The sequence below is a fragment of the Streptacidiphilus sp. ASG 303 genome (assembly GCF_020991365.1).
GTDB lineage: Bacteria > Actinomycetota > Actinomycetes > Streptomycetales > Streptomycetaceae > Peterkaempfera.
In genome coordinates this window covers 136,779-155,651 of sequence record NZ_JAJLRA010000011.1, presented here as the reverse complement: position 1 = coordinate 155,651, position 18,873 = coordinate 136,779, and the positions used below count along the sequence as shown (strand labels likewise).

At 76.3% G+C, this 18,873-nt stretch carries 19 protein-coding genes and 1 pseudogene; 13 read left to right on the top strand and 7 right to left on the bottom strand.

The window, feature by feature from the left end; all coding sequences use genetic code 11:
- Positions 1-51: 51 nt before the first annotated feature.
- The 4 genes from LO771_RS16755 (at position 52) to LO771_RS16740 (ending at position 3,241) form a co-directional block, all read left to right on the top strand.
- Positions 52-351: a DUF1876 domain-containing protein gene (locus LO771_RS16755; RefSeq protein ID WP_308188927.1), complete on the top strand. Its 300-nt coding sequence runs from the start codon at positions 52-54 to the stop codon at positions 349-351.
- Positions 352-592: 241 nt separating this feature from the next.
- On the top strand, positions 593-1,420 hold the full coding sequence (locus LO771_RS16750; protein ID WP_230653157.1) for a DUF4232 domain-containing protein: 828 nt from the start codon (positions 593-595) through the stop codon (positions 1,418-1,420).
- Positions 1,421-1,934: 514 nt separating this feature from the next.
- Positions 1,935-2,429 (top strand): SigE family RNA polymerase sigma factor, encoded by a 495-nt coding sequence (locus LO771_RS16745; protein WP_230653155.1) that lies wholly within the window; start codon positions 1,935-1,937, stop codon positions 2,427-2,429.
- The gene (locus LO771_RS16740; protein ID WP_230653153.1) at positions 2,426-3,241 is read left to right on the top strand and encodes a hypothetical protein; all 816 of its coding nucleotides are present in this window, start codon (positions 2,426-2,428) and stop codon (positions 3,239-3,241) included. The genes LO771_RS16745 and LO771_RS16740 overlap by 4 nt, the downstream gene beginning before the upstream one ends.
- Positions 3,242-3,496: 255 nt before the next feature.
- Here the strand turns inward: LO771_RS16740 and LO771_RS16735 are convergent, their stop codons facing one another.
- Complete coding sequence (locus LO771_RS16735; protein WP_230653151.1) at positions 3,497-3,907, bottom strand: organic hydroperoxide resistance protein; 411 nt, start codon at positions 3,905-3,907, stop codon at positions 3,497-3,499.
- A gap of 154 nt (positions 3,908-4,061) precedes the next feature.
- On the opposite strand from LO771_RS16735, the pseudogene LO771_RS16730 reads away from it, so the two are divergent.
- Positions 4,062-4,526 (top strand): annotated as a pseudogene (locus LO771_RS16730) (MarR family winged helix-turn-helix transcriptional regulator); the annotation flags it as partial.
- A gap of 214 nt (positions 4,527-4,740) precedes the next feature.
- Here LO771_RS16730 and LO771_RS16725 read toward each other — a convergent pair.
- Positions 4,741-5,907 carry a thiolase family protein gene (locus LO771_RS16725; protein ID WP_230653149.1) on the bottom strand — a complete coding sequence of 389 codons (1,167 nt, stop codon included), beginning with the start codon at positions 5,905-5,907 and terminating at the stop codon, positions 4,741-4,743.
- A gap of 30 nt (positions 5,908-5,937) precedes the next feature.
- Positions 5,938-7,095, bottom strand: a complete 1,158-nt coding sequence (locus LO771_RS16720; protein ID WP_230653147.1) for an acyl-CoA dehydrogenase family protein — start codon at positions 7,093-7,095, stop codon at positions 5,938-5,940.
- A 138-nt stretch (positions 7,096-7,233) separates the two neighbouring features.
- Here LO771_RS16720 and LO771_RS16715 point away from each other — a divergent pair, with 138 nt between their 5' ends.
- The 8 genes from LO771_RS16715 (at position 7,234) to LO771_RS16680 (ending at position 15,385) form a co-directional block, all read left to right on the top strand.
- Positions 7,234-7,866: a TetR family transcriptional regulator gene (locus LO771_RS16715; protein WP_230653145.1), complete on the top strand. Its 633-nt coding sequence runs from the start codon at positions 7,234-7,236 to the stop codon at positions 7,864-7,866.
- Positions 7,867-8,152: 286 nt separating this feature from the next.
- Positions 8,153-8,581, top strand: coding sequence for a universal stress protein (locus LO771_RS16710; RefSeq protein WP_230653282.1), 429 nt, complete (start codon positions 8,153-8,155; stop codon positions 8,579-8,581).
- A gap of 123 nt (positions 8,582-8,704) precedes the next feature.
- Positions 8,705-9,838 carry a peptidoglycan bridge formation glycyltransferase FemA/FemB family protein gene (locus LO771_RS16705; protein ID WP_230653143.1) on the top strand — a complete coding sequence of 378 codons (1,134 nt, stop codon included), beginning with the start codon at positions 8,705-8,707 and terminating at the stop codon, positions 9,836-9,838.
- 63 nt (positions 9,839-9,901) lie between these two features.
- Positions 9,902-10,933, top strand: coding sequence for an alanine racemase (locus tag LO771_RS16700; RefSeq protein WP_230653141.1), 1,032 nt, complete (start codon positions 9,902-9,904; stop codon positions 10,931-10,933).
- 198 nt (positions 10,934-11,131) lie between these two features.
- Positions 11,132-12,973, top strand: coding sequence for an alkaline phosphatase D family protein (locus LO771_RS16695; protein WP_230653140.1), 1,842 nt, complete (start codon positions 11,132-11,134; stop codon positions 12,971-12,973).
- Between the two features lie 114 nt (positions 12,974-13,087).
- A complete protein-coding gene (locus tag LO771_RS16690) occupies positions 13,088-13,741 on the top strand; it encodes a class II aldolase/adducin family protein (protein WP_230653138.1) in 654 nt (217 codons plus the stop codon).
- Between the two features lie 249 nt (positions 13,742-13,990).
- Complete coding sequence (locus LO771_RS16685; protein ID WP_230653135.1) at positions 13,991-14,962, top strand: sigma-70 family RNA polymerase sigma factor; 972 nt, start codon at positions 13,991-13,993, stop codon at positions 14,960-14,962.
- Between the two features lie 165 nt (positions 14,963-15,127).
- Positions 15,128-15,385 carry a hypothetical protein gene (locus tag LO771_RS16680; RefSeq protein WP_230653133.1) on the top strand — a complete coding sequence of 86 codons (258 nt, stop codon included), beginning with the start codon at positions 15,128-15,130 and terminating at the stop codon, positions 15,383-15,385.
- 59 nt (positions 15,386-15,444) lie between these two features.
- Here the strand turns inward: LO771_RS16680 and LO771_RS16675 are convergent, their stop codons facing one another.
- The 4 genes from LO771_RS16675 to LO771_RS16660 form a co-directional block, all read right to left on the bottom strand.
- Positions 15,445-15,753: a hypothetical protein gene (locus LO771_RS16675; RefSeq protein WP_230653131.1), complete on the bottom strand. Its 309-nt coding sequence runs from the start codon at positions 15,751-15,753 to the stop codon at positions 15,445-15,447.
- 321 nt (positions 15,754-16,074) lie between these two features.
- Positions 16,075-16,947: an S-methyl-5'-thioadenosine phosphorylase gene (locus LO771_RS16670; RefSeq protein WP_230653130.1), complete on the bottom strand. Its 873-nt coding sequence runs from the start codon at positions 16,945-16,947 to the stop codon at positions 16,075-16,077.
- A gap of 123 nt (positions 16,948-17,070) precedes the next feature.
- On the bottom strand, positions 17,071-17,397 hold the full coding sequence (locus tag LO771_RS16665; protein ID WP_230653128.1) for an FmdB family zinc ribbon protein: 327 nt from the start codon (positions 17,395-17,397) through the stop codon (positions 17,071-17,073).
- Positions 17,398-17,464: 67 nt separating this feature from the next.
- Positions 17,465-18,772, bottom strand: a complete 1,308-nt coding sequence (locus LO771_RS16660) for an MFS transporter (protein ID WP_230653280.1) — start codon at positions 18,770-18,772, stop codon at positions 17,465-17,467.
- Positions 18,773-18,873: the final 101 nt, after the last annotated feature.

The window sequence follows — 18,873 nt, the reverse complement described above, 5'->3', positions numbered from 1 at the left end:
CGCGCCGGGACCGGCGCACCCTGGAAGGGTCAGTGCTCGGAGGTGATTGCCGTGCAGACGCGGACGCAGACCAGGGACCCGGCGCAGACGATCGTCGGGTGGCACGTCGAGATGGAGTTCCGCGAGGAGGGCGCCCGGACCCGGGCGGCGGCCCTGCTCCGGTTGCAGGACGGGTCGGAGCTGAGGGCCCACGGGCACGCGACCCGGCACCCCGACGACCCGGAGCAGCAGCGGGTCGGCGAGGAGGTGGCCGCGGCCCGTGCGCTGGGCGACCTGTCCAGGCAGCTGCTGGCCAAGGCGGGAGGCGAGATCGAGGAGACCACCCACATGCGGGCCTATCTGGCCATGTGAGGCCGGGGCCGGGACGCGGGGTGCGTGCGGGCCGTGCCGTGCCGTGCGGTGTGCGCGGGCCGGGTGGCGCCGTCCGGGGCGCCGGTACGGACGCCGGTGCCCCACGGCCCGCGCCGGACGGCCGGTACGACGATGTGACCGGGGTCACGCAGAAAAGTCGTCAGGGGCATGTAACCCGGCACCCGCCGAGCTGCGTAGAGGGGGCAAGTCACCAGCCCACGCCCCTGGAGCCGAGCCCCCCATGCGCGCTGCAACCCGCACCCCGAAGCACCTCGCCGTCCTCGCGATCGCCGGTGCCGCGGCCCTGAGCCTCTCCGCCTGCAAGTCCGGCACGCCCGCCGCCGCCGGCCTGCCGACCCCGGCGGGTGCGGCCGCCGCCCTGCCCTCGCCCTCGGTGAGCGTCCCCGCCGGCCTGCCCTCCCTCCCGGCCGGGCGCGGCGTGAGGCTTCCCTCGGGCGCGGCCTCGCTGCCGGCCTCCGTCGACGCCGGCAAGGCCGTCGGCACGGTGGGCGGCGTCGCCGGCTCCGCCGCGGGCAGCGTCAAGGGCGCCGCCGGCCGTGCGGTCGGCAGCGCGGTCGGCACCGCCGGCGACGCCGTCGGCTCGGTCTGCGCCCTGAAGGACCTCAAGGGCTCCGTCGTGGCTCCCGCCGCCACCTCCGGCATCGACGTGGGCAACCTGCCCCCCGGCGTCGTCACCACCGTCGTGAAGCTGGTCAACACCACCACCTCGTCCTGCGTGCTCGACGGCTGGACCGGCATCACCCCCCTCTCCGTGGGCGGCCCGCTGGAGGGCGTGAAGCAGACCCGTGTCGGCACCGCCCCCGGCCAGGTCACCGTCGCCGCCGGCGGCAGCGTCTACGTCGGCGTCCGGTTCGTCACCGGCACCGCCTGCCCCGCGCTGGACGGCCTCGACGTCGGCATCCCCGGCCAGAGCGGCCTGCTCCGCCTCCCGGTGCACACCTCCACCGGCGCCGACAGGCCGCTCAACGTCTGCCCGGGCATCCTCCGCACCGGCCCGGTCTCGACCGACACCCAGAAGGCGCTGAAGGTGCTGAAGGCCGCCGGCTGACGCCGGCGCACCCGAACTCCTCCCGGCGGACGCCTCCCGGCCGGGAGTGAGCACCCTCCCCCGGTCCGGCCGCGGCGCCGTCCCCCCGATGCCGCGGCCGGGCCGGGGGAGGGCCCCGCCCGATCCGGCCCCGCCGCTCCCCCCTGGCGCGGGACCGGGCCGGGCGGGGCACAGGCCGCGGGGGAGGACCGGGACCGGAGCCGGCGGGGACAGGGCCGCCGGCCCGGCCCCCGGACCGCCCCCGCGGCACACGCACCGGGCCGCCGCCGGCCGGGGCCCCCGCCCGTCCCGGGCGGGGCGCGGACCGGCCGGCGGCGTGCCGGGCGGGGGACGTACCGGGCAGGGGGACGTACCGGGCAGGGACAGGAAGACGTGGCGGATAGAGTGCGGCACCGGTGCCGCCCCTCGCGGGGCGGCGGCCGCCCCGTGCGCCGGACCCCGGGCGCGCCGGGGCGCGGCGGCGCGCGCGTCGTCCGGAGGAGGCCGCACCGGCCGGAGCAAGGAGCGGGGACGCTTGGCGCCTGACGAGTTCGACGCCTTCTACAGCAGGAGCTGGCCGCGCCTCGTCGGCCAGCTCTACGCCATGACCGGGAACCTGGCCGACGCGCAGGACGTCGTCCAGGAGGCCTTCGTGCGCGCCTGGGACCGGCGCGAGGAGCTCTCCTCCGCCCACGCGCCCGAGGCCTGGGTCCGCACCGTCGCCTGGCGGCTCGCCGTCAGCCGGTGGCGCCGGGCCCGCAGCACCCTCATGGCCTGGTTCCGCCACGGCGCCCCCGGCGACGTCCGCGAACCCGGACCGGAGCACGCCGCCCTGGTGGCGGCGCTGCGGAGGATACCCGAGGAGCAGCGACGAGCGGTGGTGCTCCATTACCTGTGCGACCTGCCGGTCGCCGAGGTCGCCGCGGAGACCGGTTCGCCGGTCGGCACCGTGAAGGTCCGGCTCTCCCGGGCCCGCGCGACCCTCGCCCGACACCTGTCCGACGACCTCCTGGGAATCTCCGCGCGATGAACGGTTGGGATCAGCAGTTCCGGGACGCCCTGCAGGGGCTCGCCGAGTCGGCGGAGCGCGACGCCGCGCCGCCGCTGCACCCCGCACGGCTGCGCCGCCGCACCGAGCAGCGGCGCCGCAGGCGGATCGTCCTCGTGCCGTCGGCGGCCCTCGCGGGCCTGCTGGCGGGCGGCACCGCGTACGGCCTGGCCGGGGGATTCCACGGTGCGCAGGCGCCTCCCGCCCCCGGGCCCGTCCGCCCGGCGGCCACCGCACCGGCGGTGCCCGCACCCGCGGACACCCGCCCCGGCGCCCCGGCGCCCGGCCGGACGTCCGGGCCCGCCGCCACCGGGTCCGCCTCCACGGGCCCGTCCCGCGGCACGGGCGCGCCCGCCCCGACGGCCGGGTCCCCGACGGCCGGAGGGCCGGCCGGCACCGCGACGGCTCTGCCGCTGCCGCTGCCCACGGCGCAGGCCTCCTGTGCGGCGGCGGGCGCCCGCACGGTGCTGATGCGGGTCCGGGGGATCACCCTGCGCCAGGACCCGCTGCGTGGGCTCGCCGCGGCGGTCGAGGCGGTCCCGCTCTCCTGTGCGGCCGACCCGTCGGCCCCCGGCGGCACCACCCTGGCGCCGTCCGGAGCGGTCCGCCGGATCGCCGTCGCGCCCACGGCGGCGGTCACCACCACCGCCCCGCTCAGCACCGGCAGCCGGCCGGCCGTCGCCTCGCTCGCCGAGCTGGCCGCCGGGCTGGCCCGCCACCCCGGCCTGCTCTTCGCGGTCCGGCAGGACGCCGGGGGCCGCGTGGTGCGGATGGACCAGGTGTACGAGCCCTGAGGCGCACGGACCCCGCGCCCCGGACCCCGGGCGTGCGGGGTCCGGGGCGCGGGGTCCCACAGCAGGACCGCCCGGGCGGGGCCGCAGCCGCCCGGGCGGTCCGCCCGGCCTTGCGGCCGGGCCGCCCCGGGGGACCGACCGGCACGGCCGCCGGTCCGGGGGCGACGACGCCGGCCGCGCACCGCCGTCGGGGGACGGCGTGTGCGCGGCCGGTGCGACGGGCCGGCCGCCCCGCGGGGCGCCCGGCCCGTCGTCTCACTCGACGACGAGCTCCACGGGGATGTTGCCGCGGGTCGCGTTGGAGTAGGGGCACACCTCGTGCGCCTTCTTGACCAGCAGTTCGCCGGTCTCGCCGTGCAGCTCCTCCGGCAGCTCCACCCGGAGGACGACGGCCAGGCCGAAGCCCTCGCCGACCTTGCCGATGGAGACCTCGGCGGTCACGGAGGCGTCCTTGGTGTCGACCTTGGCCTGCCGGCCGACCAGGCCGAGGGCGCTGGCGAAGCAGGCGGCGTAGCCGGCCGCGAAGAGCTGCTCGGGGTTGGTGCCCTGTCCGCTGCCGCCGAGCGCCGGGGGCGGGGAGAGGGGCAGGTCCAGCTGGCCGTCCGAACTGACGGCCCGGCCCTCGCGGCCGTTGGCGGTGGCGACAGCGGTGTACAGCGCGTCCATCGTGCGCGTCCTTCCCGTCCTGGATCCCGTGTTTCCGGGATCCCGCATCTCTGGGGTCCTGCATGTCCGGTGTTCCTGCGTACGGACATAACTGAAGCACGCAATTGAGTTGTGCGCAACTCGATGGCGCGCTGCAGGCCGTTACCCTGGAGGCATGAGGACCAAGCACGAGGAAGCCCTGCGGCTCGACAACCAGGTCTGCTTCGCCCTGAACGCCGCCGACCGCGCCTTCGGCGCCGTCTACCGCGTCCTGCTCAGGGACCTCGGCCTCACCTATTCCCAGTACCTGGTGATGATGGTGCTCTGGGAGCACGGCGGGACCACCGTCAAGGGCCTCGGCGAGGCCCTCCGGCTGGACTCGGGAACCCTCTCGCCGCTGCTCAAGCGGCTGGAGGCGGCCGGCCTCGTGGAGCGCCGCCGCAGCCCGGAGGACGAGCGGTCCGTCACGGTCACCCCCACCGCGGCGGGGGACGCCCTGCGCGACCGGGCCTGCGAGGTGCCGCTGCGGATCGCCTCCGCCACCGGGATGAGCCTCGAGGAGATCGCCGACCTGCGGACGCGCCTCGACGCGCTCACCCGCGGGCTGGACGCCGCCGCGCTGGCCGTCGGGGCGGAGACCGGGCCGAGGACAGGGAAGGCGGCCCGGGCGGGGACGGCGGCCGGTGCCGGGACGGCGGCCCGGACGGACAGGGCGGCCCGGACGGACGGGGCGGCCCGGACGGCCGCCCCCGACGAGGCCGCCGAGCCGCCCGGGGAGGGCTGACACCGCCCGAGGGGGCCGATGCCGCGCCCGGCCGGGGCCGGACGCGGCGCGGGGACGGGCCCCGGTGCCGTCAGAGCAGCTCGAGGACGGTGGCGTTGGCCATCCCGCCGCCCTCGCACATGGTCTGCAGGCCGTAGCGCACGCCGTTGTCCCGCATGTGGTGCACCAGGGTCGTCATCAGCCGGGCGCCGGAGCCGCCCAGCGGGTGCCCCAGGGCGATCGCGCCGCCGTGCGGGTTGAGCAGTGCCGGGTCCGCCCCGGTCTCCTTCCGCCACGCGAGCGCCACCGAGGCGAACGCCTCGTTGACCTCGAACGCCCCGATGTCGCCCAGCGACAGCCCCGCCCGCTTGAGGACCTTCGCGGTCGCCGGTATTGGCCCCTTGAGCATCGTCACCGGGTCGGTGCCGACCACCGTCGCCGTGTGCACCCGCGCGATCGGCCGCCAGCCGTGGCGGGCCGCGATCTCACCCGTGGTGACCAGCAGCGCGGCCGCGCCGTCGGAGATCTGCGAGGCGTTCCCGGCCGAGACCACCCCGTCCGCGCGGAACGGGGTCCTCAACCCGGCCAGCTGCTCCGGGGTGGAGCCGCGCCGCACGCCCTCGTCGGTGGTGAAGAGGCGCTCCTCGCCGTCCGGGCCGGCGACCGGCACGGGCGCGGTCTGGTCCCGGAAGAACCCCTCGTCGATCGCACGGGCGGCCCGGGCGTGCGACTCCAGGGCGTACGCGTCCAGCTCGGCGCGGCCCAGCCCGTACTCCTCGGCGATCATCTCGGCGCCGACGCCCTGGTTGAACTCGACGCCCCCGTACCGGGCCCGTGCCAGCGGCCCGTACGGCTCCCCGACGGCGCCGCCGCCCCAGGAGGAGCCCATCGGCACCCGGGTCATCGACTCCACGCCGCCGGCGACCGCGATGTCGTACTGGCCGGAGACCACCCCGGCCGCCGCCTGGTGCACCGCCTGCTGCGAGGAGCCGCACTGCCGGTCCACGGTGACGCCCGGCACCTCCTCCGGCCAGCCGGCGGCGAGCACCGCGTACCGGCCGATGCAGGCCGTCTGCTCGCCGACCTGGGAGACGCAGCCCCAGACCACGTCGTCGACCAGTGCCGGGTCGAGCCCGGTGCGGGCGGCGAGGGCGTTCAGCACGTGGGCCGAGAGGTCGGCGGGGTGGATCCCGGCCAGGGCGCCGCCGCGCCGGCCGACCGGGGTGCGCACGGCGTCGACGATCACTGCGTCGCGCATCAGGGGTCCTCCTCGTGGGTTCCCCGCGGCCTACAGGCCGAGGGACTTGGCGATGACGGTCTTCATGACCTCGCTGGTGCCGCCGTAGATGCGGGTCACCCGGGCGTCCGTGTATAGCCGCGCGATGGGGTACTCCAGGATGTAGCCGTACCCGCCGTGCAGCTGCAGGCACTTGTCGACCACCCGCGCGGACACCTCGGTGCAGAACAGCTTCAGCTTGGCGGCGTCGGCCGGGGTCAGCTCGCCGGTCTCGTGCAGCTCCAGGGCGCGGTCGACCATCGACTGGGCGGCCTCGACCTCGGCGGCGCACTCGGCCAGCACGAACTTGGTGTTCTGGAACTCGGCCACCGTGCGGCCGAAGACCTGCCGGTCCTTGACGTACTGCACGGCGAAGCCGACCGCGGCCTGCGCCGAGGCGTAGCCGCCCACCGCGATGGCCAGCCGCTCCTGGACCAGGTTGCGGGTGAGGTAGGAGAAGGCGCGGCCCTCCTCGCCCAGCAGGTTCTCCACCGGGACGCGGACGTCGGTGAAGGACAGCTCCGCGGTGTCGGAGGTCCGCAGGCCGATCTTCTCCAGCTTGCGGCCCACCGCGTAGCCGGGGGACCTCGTGTCCACGCAGAGGATCGACAGGCCGCCGCGCCGGTCCTCGGGGCCGGCGGGGGAGGTGCGGCAGACCACCAGCATCAGGTCGGCCTGCACGCCGCCGGTGATGAAGGTCTTGGCGCCGTTGAGGACGTAGTGGGTGCCGTCGGCGGAGAGCTCGGCGCGGGTGGTGATGCCCGCGAGGTCCGAGCCGGTCCCGGGCTCGGTCATGGCGATGGCGGTCATGATCTCGCCGGAGACGAAGCCGGGCAGCCAGCGCTTCTTCTGGTCCTCGCTGCCGTACTCCAGGATGTAGGGCAGCACCAGGCCGGTGTGGACGCCCGCGCTGCCGAGGCTCACCCCGGCGCGCATCGTCTCCTCGGTGACCACGGCCTGGTACTTGAAGCCGCCCATGCCCGCGCCGCCGTACTCCTCCGGCACCTCGATGCCGAAGACGCCGAGCTCGCCCAGCCTGCGGTAGAAGTCGCGCGGCGCGTGGCCGGCCTTCTCCCACTCCGGGTAGACCGGCACGACCTCCTTGGCGATGAACTCGCGGACGGTCGCCCGGAAAGCCTCGTGGTCCTCGCTGAAAACGGTGCGGCGCACGACGTGGTCCCTTCTGGTGGTCGAACGCTTGTTAAGCTAACCATCGGTCCTGGGGCTGTCCAGAGCCCTCCCTGCCCTCTTCTCGCCTAGAATGCTGAACGTTCGATCAGCTGTCGACCTCGGGGACGGGAAGCGCCCATGGACCTCGACACCCTGCGGCCCGCGGGCCACCGGGCCCTGCTGGAGGCCGCCCGCCAGGAGTTCGCAGAGCGCGGGTACGGCTCCACCTCCATCCGCGACATCGCCCAGCGCGCCGGGGTCAGCCTCTCCGCGCTGTACCACTATTACGGCGGCAAGCAGGAACTGCTCCACGCGCTGCTCGACGAGGGCATGGACCGCTACCGCCGCGCCTGCGACACGGCCCTCGCCGGGGCGGGCGACGACCCGGCCGAGCGGCTGGAGGCGCTGGTCGAGGCCACCGTCCGCTTCCGGGCCGGCCAGCGCGACCGCAGCGCCGTCGAGCTGACCGAGGACCGCAGCCTCAACGACGAGCAGCGGGCGCACTTCCACCGCAGGCGGGCCGAGGCCACCCGGATGTTCCAGGACGTGGTCGAGGACGGACGGGCCCGCGCGCTCTTCCTCACCCCGTACCCCGACGACGCCCGCCGGGCGGTCATCGCCATGTGCAACGCCGTCGCCCAGTGGTACCGGCCCGACGGCGAGCTGACCGTCGACGACCTCGTCGAGCGGTACGTCTCCCTCGCCCTCACCCTGGTCGAGTACCGCCCGCGCCGCGCCCGGCGGTCCGGCCCGGACGGCCGGACCGCCTGACCGGCCGCGCCGACTGTCCGCCTGACCGGCCGCGCCGCCGGCCCGACTGTCCGCCGACCCGCCTGTCCGCGTGCGCCGCCTGCCCGCGCCGCCCGACCGCCCCCGCCGTGACCCCGCCGCGACCCCGGCCGGAGCGGCGGACGTCCCGCGGTGCATGGACCGTCCGGTGCCGGTGCCGGTGCCGGTGCCGGTGCCGGGGCCGTGCGGTGCCGTGCGGCGGCCCCCGCGCGGGTAGGCTCGGCCCGTGGCTGAGGCAGCGGGCAGCGGGCAGGGCTTCGAGTACGGCATGGACGGTCCCAAGACCATCCTGGCCGGGGTGGACGGTTCCGACTCCTCCTGGCGCGCCGCCGCCTACGCCGCGGGCCTGGCCCGCCGGCAGGGGGCGCTGCTGGCCCTGGTCTACGTCCAGCCGGTGGCGTCCGCGGTGGCCGCGGGCGTGGGCGGCCCGCTCCTGGAGGCCGGCCGGCAGGTCGCCGACGACCTGCTGCAGTACATCCGGCAGGCGGTGGCGCGCTTCGGCGACCCCGACCACTTCCGCTGGGAGTTCCACACCTTCCCGGGCGACCCCTACACCGGCATCGTGGCGACGGCCGACCGGCTGAAGGCGGACGCCGTGGTCGTCGGCGCCTCCGAGCGGGCCGGGCACCGCATCGTCGGCTCGGTGGCGGTGCGACTGGTCAAGGCCGGGCGCTGGCCGGTCACCGTCGTCCCCTGAGCCGCCCCCCGCCGCCGGGCTTGCCCCGCCCGGCGGAGAAGCCCCCTCCGTCCCTACGGGGTCCGGGGCAGCGGCAGGTAGGCTCACACCGATCACCATTGCCGCACGAGGAGCTCGCGACCCATGAGCCTGCGCCTGAGCACCATCAGCCGCGAGGAGCACCTGGCCTACATCCAGAGCCTGCCCTCCGCCAGCCACATGCAGGTGCCCGCGTGGGGCGGCGTGAAGGCCGAGTGGCGTCCTGAGTCCATCGGCTGGTTCGACGAGCAGAACCGCCTCGTCGGCGTCGGCCTGGTGCTGTACCGGCAGCTGCCGAAGCTCAAGCGCTTCCTGGCCTACCTGCCCGAGGGCCCGGTGATCAACTGGTTCGACCCGGACCTGGAGCGCTGGCTGCAGCCGATGCTGGCGCACCTGAAGGCGCAGGGGGCCTTCTCGGTCAAGATGGGACCGCCGGTGGTCATCCGCCGCTGGAACGCCGAGACCATCAAGCAGGCCATCGCGGGCAAGACCGCCAAGCGGCTGCGCGACGTCGAGGCCAGCGCGTACGAACCGCGCGCCTTCGAGGTCGTCGACCGGCTGCGCCGCATGGGCTGGCTGCAGAACGACGACGAGGACGGCGGCGGCTTCTCCGCCGGCCAGCCGCGCTACGTCTTCCAGGTCCCGATGGCCGGCCGCAGCATGGACGACGTGCTCAAGGGCATGAACCAGCAGTGGCGCCGCAACATCAAGAAGAGCGAGAAGGCCGGCGTCCAGGTCCACCTGGGCCGCTTCGAGGACCTGCCGCTCTTCCACGAGCTCTACCGGGAGACCGGCGAGCGGGACCACTTCATCCCGCGCCCGCTGTCGTACTTCCAGGGCATGTGGAAGGCCATGAACAGCGAGACCCCCGACAGCATGAGGCTCTACCTCGCCTCGCACGAGGGGGAGGTGCTGGCGGCCACCACCATGCTGCGCACCGGCAGCCACGTCTGGTACTCCTACGGCGCCTCGACCAGCCGCAAGCGCGAGGTCCAGCCGAGCAACGCCGTCCAGTGGCAGATGATGCGCGACGCGCACGCCATGGGCGCCCACGTCTACGACCTGCGGGGCATCAGCGACACCCTGGACGAGGACGACCACCTCTTCGGCCTGATCCGCTTCAAGGTGGGTACGGGCGGCCAGGCGGCGGAGTACCTCGGCGAGTGGGACTTCCCGCTGAGCAAGGTCTTGCAGAAGGCCTTCGACATGTATATGACGAGTCGAGCAGTCGCCCGCTGACGGCCGGCGGTCCCGCACCCCGTCTCCCCGCACCCCGTCTCCACCGCAGGAAGGCACACCAGGATGGCGCTCTCGCTCTACGTGGAAACCGCCCGCTGGCGCGCCCACCAGCAGTCCGTGCTGCAGGCGTTCCCCGGCCTCGTGCCGGTGGCCAAGGGCAACGGCTACGGCTTCGGCAACCGCCGGCTGGCCGAGGAGGCCACCCTGCTCGGCGCCCCGATGCTGGCGGTCGGCACCGCCTACGAGGCGGCCGAGGCCGTGGAGTACTTCGGCGGCGACGTCCTGGTGCTCACGCCCTACCGGATCGGTGAGGACCCGGTGCCGCTGCCCGGCCGCGTGGTGCGGACCGTCGGCAGTGTCGCCGGGGTGCGGGCGCTGGTCGGCCGCCGGGCCGTGGTGGAGTGCATGACCAGCATGCGCCGCCACGGCATCGGCGAGGACGACGTGGCCAAGCTGGCCACCGCCCTGGACGACGTGCGGCTGGAGGGCTTCGCCCTGCACCTGCCGCTGGACCGTCCCGACGACTACGACCCCGTGCAGGAGTGCTCGGACTGGGTCACGCGGCTCTCCGCCGCCGGACTGCCGATCCCCGCCGTCTACGTCAGCCACCTGTCCGCCGACGAGATCGGCCGGCTGCGCGGACTCCACCCGGGCCTGGACTTCCGTCCCCGTATCGGCACCCGGCTCTGGCTGGGCGACCACGACGCGCTGGACTGCCGCGGCACCGTGCTGGACGTCACCCCGCTGGCCAAGGGCGACCGCTACGGCTACCGCCAGCTCAAGGCGCCGGTCGACGGCCACCTGGTGGTCGTGGCTGGCGGCACCGCCCACGGCGTGGGGCTGGAGGCGCCGAAGTACATGCAGGGTGTCACTCCGCGGGCCAAGAACCTCGCCCGCGCGGGGCTCGCCACCGTGAACCGCACCCCGTCGCCCTTCACCTGGGCCGGCCGCAAGGCGGCCTTCGCCGAGCCGCCGCACATGCAGGTCAGCCTCCTCTTCGTGCCCGGCGAGACCGCCCCGCCGACCGTCGGCGAGGAGCTGCGGGCCACCCTGCGCCACACCACGACGCACTTCGACCGCATCGTCGACCGCTGACACCCCGGCCGCCGGCCCCCCGGCCACCGGCCCCCCGGCTGCCGGGCACCCGGCGGGCCGGGAGCCGGCCGCCGGTTCCCACGCCGCCGGTTCCCCGGCTGCAGGCATGCCGACCGCCGACGGCGGGCAGCCGCTCGGACCGCCACGCAGACCGGACCGCCGCTGCGGCGGTCCGCAGGAGGAGAGGTGGGGGAGCCCATGCCCGGACTGGTCCTGGGGCCGCTGCTGCGGTACGTCGACCGCGACTCGGCCACCGTGTGGGTGGAGACCGCGGGGCCCTGCGAGGTCGCCGTCCGCACGGACGGGGCGGCCGGGCCCGGGGAGGGCCCCGGGGCCGGGGGAGCGGCGGGACCGGAGGGGACGGCGGGACCGGAGGAGGCGGCCGGGCAGCGGGCGCGGACCGGCGGCGCGGCCGCCGGAGCCGTGACCGCGACCGCCCGCACCTGGGAGGTCGCCGGCCACCACTACGCCCTCGCCGTGCTCCGGGGCCTGCGCCCCGGCACCACCAGCACCTACCGGGTCGAGCTGGACGGCGTGCAGGTCTGGCCGCCGGAGGACTCCGCCCTGCCTCCCAGCCGGATCCGCACCCTGCCGCCCGAGGGCGCCGACCGCCCGCTCCGCCTCTCCTTCGGCTCCTGCCGCTGGGCCTCCCCGCCGAGCACGGACGGCTCCCGGCTCGACCCCGACGCGCTGGACACCCTGGCGCAGCGCCTCGCCGCCCGTCCGGACACCGCGGACTGGCCCGACGGCCTGCTGCTCCTCGGCGACCAGGTGTACGCCGACGAGACCTCCGAGCCCACCCAGGCGTGGCTGGCGGGCCGCCGCGACCTGGCGAAGCCCCCGCACGGCCAGGTGGCGGACTTCGAGGAGTACACCCACCTCTACTACGAGAGCTGGCTCGACCCGGACATCCGGTGGCTGCTCTCCACCGTCCCCAGCTGCATGATCTTCGACGACCACGACATCGTCGACGACTGGAACACCTCCGCCTCCTGGCGCCGCGACATGGCCGCCACCGACTGGTGGGCGGAGCGGGTGACCAGCGGCCTGGCTTCGTACTGGATCTACCAGCACCTGGGCAACCTCGCCCCGGACGACCTGGAGGCCGACGAGCTGTACGCCGCCGTCCGCTCCCACACGGGCGACTGCGCGGAGCTGGTGCGCGCCCACGCCCGCCGGGCGGACGGCGAGGCGGACCTGCCCGACGAGGAGGGGGCCAAGGGCCGGGTGCGGTGGAGCTACCGGCGGGACTTCGGACGCACCCGGCTGCTGATGATCGACTCCAGGGCGGGCCGGGTGCTCACCGAGGGCGACCGCGGCATGGTCGGCCGGGAGGAGCTGGACTGGATCGCCGAGCAGGCCGCCGACGGGGAGTGCGACCACCTGCTGGTCGGCGCCTCCCTGCCCTGGCTGCTGCCGCCCGCGGTCCACGACGTCGAGTCGTGGAACGAGGCCCTGTGCGCGGGCGTCCGCGGACCGTGGTGGGCGGCCCGGTCCGAGCCGCTGCGGCGCGCGGGGGACCTGGAGCACTGGGCGGCCTTCCGGCGCTCCTTCGACGCCCTCGCCGACCTGCTCCTCGAACGGGCCGACGCCCCCGACGGGCCGGCGAGCGTCTGCGTGCTCTCCGGGGACGTGCACCACGCCTACCTCGCCGAGGCGTTCCCCCGGAGCGGCCCGGCGCCCCGGGCCCGGCTCCTGCAGCTCACCTGCTCGCCGGTGCACAACAGCGTCCCGACCCCGATCCGGCTGGCCTTCCGCTTCGGCTGGAGCCGCACCGCCCGCCGCATCGGCGCGCTGCTGGCCCGGCACGGCCGGCTCGCCCCCACCCCGGTCCGCTGGGACCGCCTGGCCGGGCCCTACTTCGGCAACCAGGTGATGACCCTGTCCCTGCGGGGCCGCAGCGGAAGGCTGCTGCTGGAACGGGCCCGGCGGGGAGAGGGCGGCGAGCCCCGCCTGGAGCGGGTGACGGCCGCCGACATCGGAGAGCCGATCGGCGGTCCGGAGCCGGACGGCGGTCGGGGGGCGGACGGCGGCCGGTAGCCGGACGGGGGCGGGGACCGGGCCGGCCCCGGGGAACCCGGGGACGGCGCCCGGAGTTGCGCAGAGACCGGCCCCCGCACCCCGCCGACGGGCCCCGACCCCGCAGGGGGAGACGTGCTGCTCGCCGAGGCCCGCGCCCAGGTCGTCCGCCATGCCCGGCGGCTGCGGCCCGACGGCCTGGTCGTCGGCACGGCCGGGAACCTCTCGGTCCGCGAGGGCGGACTGCTGGCGGTCACCCCCAGCGGCGTGGACTACGACGACCTGACCCCCGAACTTGTCGGCGTCCACCGGCTCGACGGGAGCCCCGTGGAGGCGCCGCTGCCGCCCAGCAGTGAGCTCCCCTTCCACCTGGCCGCCTACGACGCCACCGGCGCCGGGGCGGTCGTCCACACCCACTCGCCGGCGGCCACCGCCGCCGCCTGCCTCGACGGGCTCTCGCAGCTGCCGCCGGTGCACTACTACACCGCGATGTTCGGCGGCCCGCTGCGGATCGCCCCCTACGCGGTCTACGGCAGCCCCGAACTCGCCGCCGGGGTGGCCGCGGCGCTGGCGGGCGGGCGCCGCGGCTGCCTGCTGGCCAACCACGGCGCCGTGACCGCGGCGGCCGGCCTCCCCGAGGCGTACGGGCTCGCGCTCCAGCTGGAGTGGCTCTGCGACGTGTACCTGCGCACCCGCGCCGCGGGACTGCCCCGCACCCTGGACGCCGGGCAGTTGGAGGAGGCGGCCGCGAAGCTGGCGGACTACGGCCGCGACCCGTCCGGAAGCTGACGTGCGGTGAGGGCGCCGGGGGTAGGCGCCCTGCGCGGGACGGAACCGGTCGACCGATCGTGAGCAGAAGGTGACTCCGCGTCCACCTTTCCGGGGAGGATCGGCAGGGTACTGCATCTCCCCGGGGAATCGGGAACGTTGGGAATGATGTCCGGATTCTGCTCGTTGAATCGTTACGTCGACGCGGGGCCGGGACCGGTCCGCGCCGTCACAGGAAGGCAAGCAGGCACCGGAAGCAAGGGAGTACGCATGGCCACCCGTGCCGTCGTTCGCGACAAGGCCGACCGGGCGCGCACCGCCCGCCCGGCCAACAGTGAGGCCGACCGCGATCTCGTCGGCATGTACCTCGACGAGATCGCCCGGACCCCCCTGCTCGACGCCGCCCAGGAGGTCGAGCTGTCCCTGCGCATCGAGGCCGGCGTCTACGCCGAGCACCTGCTCGACGCGGGCGTCCTGCCGGAGGGCGTCGGGGAGGACGAACTGCGGGCGATAGCCGAGGACGGCGACCGCGCCAAGGACGTCTTCATCCGCTCCAACCTGCGCCTGGTCGTCGCGGTCGCCCGACGCTACCCCCGCAGCGGCCTGCCCCTGCTGGACCTCATCCAGGAGGGCAACGCCGGCCTGGTCCGGGCGGTCGAGAAGTTCGATTACGCCAAGGGCTACAAGTTCTCCACCTACGCGACGTGGTGGATCCGCCAGGCCATCACCCGCTCCATCGCCGACCAGTCCCGCACCATCCGGCTGCCCGTCCACCTGGTGGAGGAGCTCGGCCGGATCCGCCGGGTCCAGCGGGAGAAGTCCAAGGAGCTGGGCCGCGAGGCGGAGCCCGCCGAGGTGGCCGCCGAGCTGGGCTCCACCGAGGAGCGCGTCAAGGACGTGCTGGACTGGGCCCGCGACCCGGTCAGCCTCAACATGTCGGTCGACGACGAGGGCGAGACGCAGTTCGGCGACCTCGTCGAGGACACGGCGGCCGTCTCCCCGGAGGACGCCGTCCTGGTGATGCTGCGCCGGGAGGAGCTGGACGACCTCATCGGCCGCCTCGACGACCGGACCGCGTCCATCATCCGCTCCCGCTACGGCATGGAGGACGGCCGTGAACGCACCCTCACCGAGGTGGGCAAGCAGCACGGCCTCACCCGCGAGCGCATCCGGCAGATCGAGAAGCACGCCCTCGCCGAGCTCAAGCGGATGGCCCACCACTCGGGCTTCGAGGCAGCCTGACCGCCCTGCGGAGAGCCCCGGTGCGCGCCCCGCGCACCGGGGCTCCGCGCTGTCCGGGGCGAGGGGACGCCTAGGCTGGGGAGCGGAGGGGCCGGGGTGCCCGCGGCCCGCACCGGCGGCCCGGCCCCTGCGGGCGGCGACGGCGGTACGGACGGCACGAACGGCATGGACGACACGAACGGGACCGGCAGCATGAGCGACGACCGCGGCGGGGACGGACAGCAGGGGCAGGAGGAGGCGCGGGCGCGCCGGGAGGACCGGTCGCGGCCCCGCCCCCCGGCCGGCCTGGTCTTCGACGACCCGCTGGACCGGCAGACCTCCGACGACACGGACGCGGGTTGGGGCGAGTCGGCCCCGCGCGCCTCCGGCGGCCGCGACCTGGAGTGGTACCTGAGCCAGAAGCCTCCGCACCACGGCGGCTGACCCAGCCCCCGCCACCCGGAGGGCCCGGACCGCACGCCCGGCCGCACCACCCGCCGGCCTCACCGGCGGCCGCCGTCGTGGACGGCCCCCGGCGCGGGGGCGCAGGGGGTTCCGCCGTCCGGCGCCGCCGCCCCGGACGGGGCGCCGGACGCCAGGGCCGCCGCCGTGGCGAGCAGGCCGGCCGCCAGCGGCGCGGGACTGCGGCGCACGGCCCGCCCCAGCCGGTACAGCCCGCCGCAGCCCGCCCGGACCGGCGGGAAGCGCGGTACGGGGCGGCGGGGAGGCACCTCGGACGGGGGCCCGGGCACCCCGCTGCGGACGCCCGCGTGGCGCGGGGACGCGGGGAACGTGCCGTGGAACGCGGTCATGGGCCGTCACACCACCTGTTCGCGGGAGGAGCCGGTCCGGGCGGCCGGACCGGGCGGCCGGTGACGACCGCCCCGCCACGGTGGCCCCGATCGGCGGCCCCCGCATCCCCGCCCCCGGAGCCTGTGGACAGACCCGGGGTGTGGACGACCCGCCTCACCCCGGGGGGTGAGGTGTGGGCCTTCCGCTTGACAGGCGTCCCCCCGAAGGGGAGGCCGGGAGGCCCCGCCGTCCGCCCCGGACCCGGAGCCCCGGTCCCAGCCGCGAGCCGCCGGTCCGGGCCCCGAGCCGCCGGTCCGAGCCCCGCTCCCGGACCCCCGGGTTCAGAGCCCCAGGCCGGTCTCCAGCCCGTCCAGCGCGTGGGCGCAGATGCAGTCCCGCTCCGACGGCAGGCCCCTGACCACCTCGGCGAGCACCGTCCGCAGCCGCCCGAGGTTCTCCGCGAAGACGGCCAGCACCTCCTCGTGGGTGACGCCCTCCCCGGTCTCCACCCCGGCGTCGAGGTCGGTGACCAGGGCGATCGAGGTGTAGCAGAGGCCCAGCTCACGGGCGAGCACGGCCTCCGGGTGCCCGGTCATGCCGATCACCGACCAGCCCTGTGCCGCGTACCAGCGCGACTCGGCGCGGGTGGAGAAGCGCGGCCCCTCGATGACGACCAGGGTGCCGCCGTCCACCGGCTCCCAGTCCGAGGCGCGGGCCGCCGCGAGCGCGGCCGCCCGGCCGGCGGGGCAGTAGGGGTCGGCGCAGGAGACGTGGACCACCCGCGGGACGGTGCCGTCGGGCAGCGGCACGCCGTCGTAGAAGGTCTGCAGCCGGCCCGAGGTGCGGTCCACGAACTGGTCGGGGACGACGAGCGTCCCGGGGCCGTACTCGGGGCGGAGGCCGCCCACCGCGCAGGGGCCCAGGATCTGCCGTGCGCCCAGGGAGCGCAGCGCCCACAGGTTGGCGCGGTAGTTGATGCGGTGCGGCGGCAGGTGGTGGCCGCGCCCGTGGCGGGGGACGAACGCCACCCGGCGCCCGGCCAGCTCGCCCACGAAGAGGGAGTCGCTGGGCGGTCCGTAGGGGGTGTCGACGACCACCTCGGTGACCTCGTCGAGGAACGCGTAGAAGCCGGAGCCGCCGAGGACGCCCACCTCGACGGGGGCGATGTCCGCGGGGCCCGCCGCGGCCGTGGGGGTGCTGCTGGTGTCCGCCATGGCGGGAAGCCTATCCGGACGCACCAGGGGCCCCGCACCGCCCCGGAGGGGGTGCGGGGCCTCGGAGTGCCTGCCGCGCGTGCGGCCCCCGGGCGTGCCGGGACCGCCGTGCCGTGCCGCCGCTCAGGCGGCGGAGGTGCTGCCCGCGGAGGAGGCGCCGGACGCCGGGGTGCTGCTCGCGGCGGGCTTGGCCGCAGCCTTGCCGGAACCGCCGGAGTCGCCGGAGGAGGCCGGCGTCGAGGTGGACGCGGAGCCCACCGAGGAGCTCGACGACGAGCGGCTGTCCGTGCGGTAGAAGCCGGAGCCCTTGAAGACCACGCCCACGGCGGAGAAGACCTTCCGAAGGCGGCCCTGGCACTGGGGGCACTCGGTCAGCGCGTCGTCGGTGAACTTCTGCACCGCCTCCAGGCCGCTGCCGCACTCGGTGCACTGGTACTGGTACGTCGGCACTTGCTTCCTCCTGGCACTCTTACCTGGTGAGTGCTAACGACCCTCAATGATGCGGCATTCCCGGCGATCAGTCCAGCGCGGCAGGTGTGAGCTGCGTCGTGCCGGTGCCCGCGGCCCCGGCGCCCGCCCTGCCGGCCGGCCGTCCCCCGGCACCCGTCCCGCGGGCCACCGTGCGGCCCGGCGCCGGTCCCGGCTCCAGCAGCCCGCGCAGCACCAGCAGCACCGCCAGGGCCGCCCCGGTGCCGGCCACCGGCACCAGGAACCCGGCCCGGGCGCCCACCGCGTCGACCAGCTGCCCGGCCGCCGTCGACCCGGCCGCCAGGCCGAGCCCGATGGCGCCGGTCAGCCAGGTGAAGGCCTCCGTCTTGGCGCCGGCCGGCACCAGCGACTCCACCAGCGTGTAGCCGGTGATGAGGTTCGGGGCGACCGTCAGCCCGCAGACCAGGACGCCCGCCGCGAGCGCGGTGAGGTCCGGCAGCGCCCACAGCGCCGAGCAGCCCAGCACCATCGCCAGGTAGGCGGCCGGCATCCGCCGGTGCGGCGGCCGCCGCCACGGCACGGCCCCGTAGAGGACCCCCGCCAGCATGCTGCCGACCGCGAAGACGCCGTAGACGGTCCCGCTCATGCCGGGCCGCCCCGCCTCGCCCGCCGAGGCCGTCACCGACACCTGCACGGCGCCGAAGACCGACCCCACGCCGAGGAAGGCCAGGACCAGCAGCCGCACCCCGGGGACCGCGAGCGCGGAGGCCCGCCGGCCGCCGCCCGCCGGACGCGGGTGCCGGGCGGGCGCGGAGCGGCGCAGCGCGGCGAAGGCGAGGCCGCCCGCGACGGTGAGGGCCGCCTCGGCGGCGAGCCCGGCGGCCGGGGCGACGCCGGTGCACAGCGCGGTGGCCAGCACCGGGCCGACGACGAAGGTGAACTCGTCCGTCACCGACTCGAAGGCGAAGGCGGTGCCCAGCAGCGGGCCGCCGTCCAGCCGCGCCACCCAGCGGGCCCGCACCATGGCGCCGATCTGCGGCACGGTCGCGCCCGCGGGGGCGGCGGCGGCGAAGAGCGCCCACACCGGCGCGCGGCCGAGGGCCAGCGCGGTCAGCGCGGCGGTGGACGCGGCGTGCAGCAGCACCCCGGGGACCAGCACCGCGGCCTGCCCGTACCGGTCGGCCAGCCGCCCGGTCTGCGGCCCGGCCAGGGCCTGGGCGACGGCGGCGGCCGCGGCGACGCCGCCCGCGGTCCCGTAGGAGCCGTGCGTGCGGTGCACCAGCAGCACGACGCCCATGGTGAGCATCGCGTAGGGGAGCCGGGCGGCGAACGCGGGGACGAGGAACGCCCAGGCGCCGGGGGTGCGCAGCAGCGCGCCGTAGCCCGTCCTGCCCATGCCGTCCGGGGTGCCCGTGCCGTCCGGGGTGCCCGCGCCGTCCGGGGTGCCCGTGCCGCCCGCAGGGCCCGCGCCGCCCGTCCTGTCGACCGTTCGGCGAA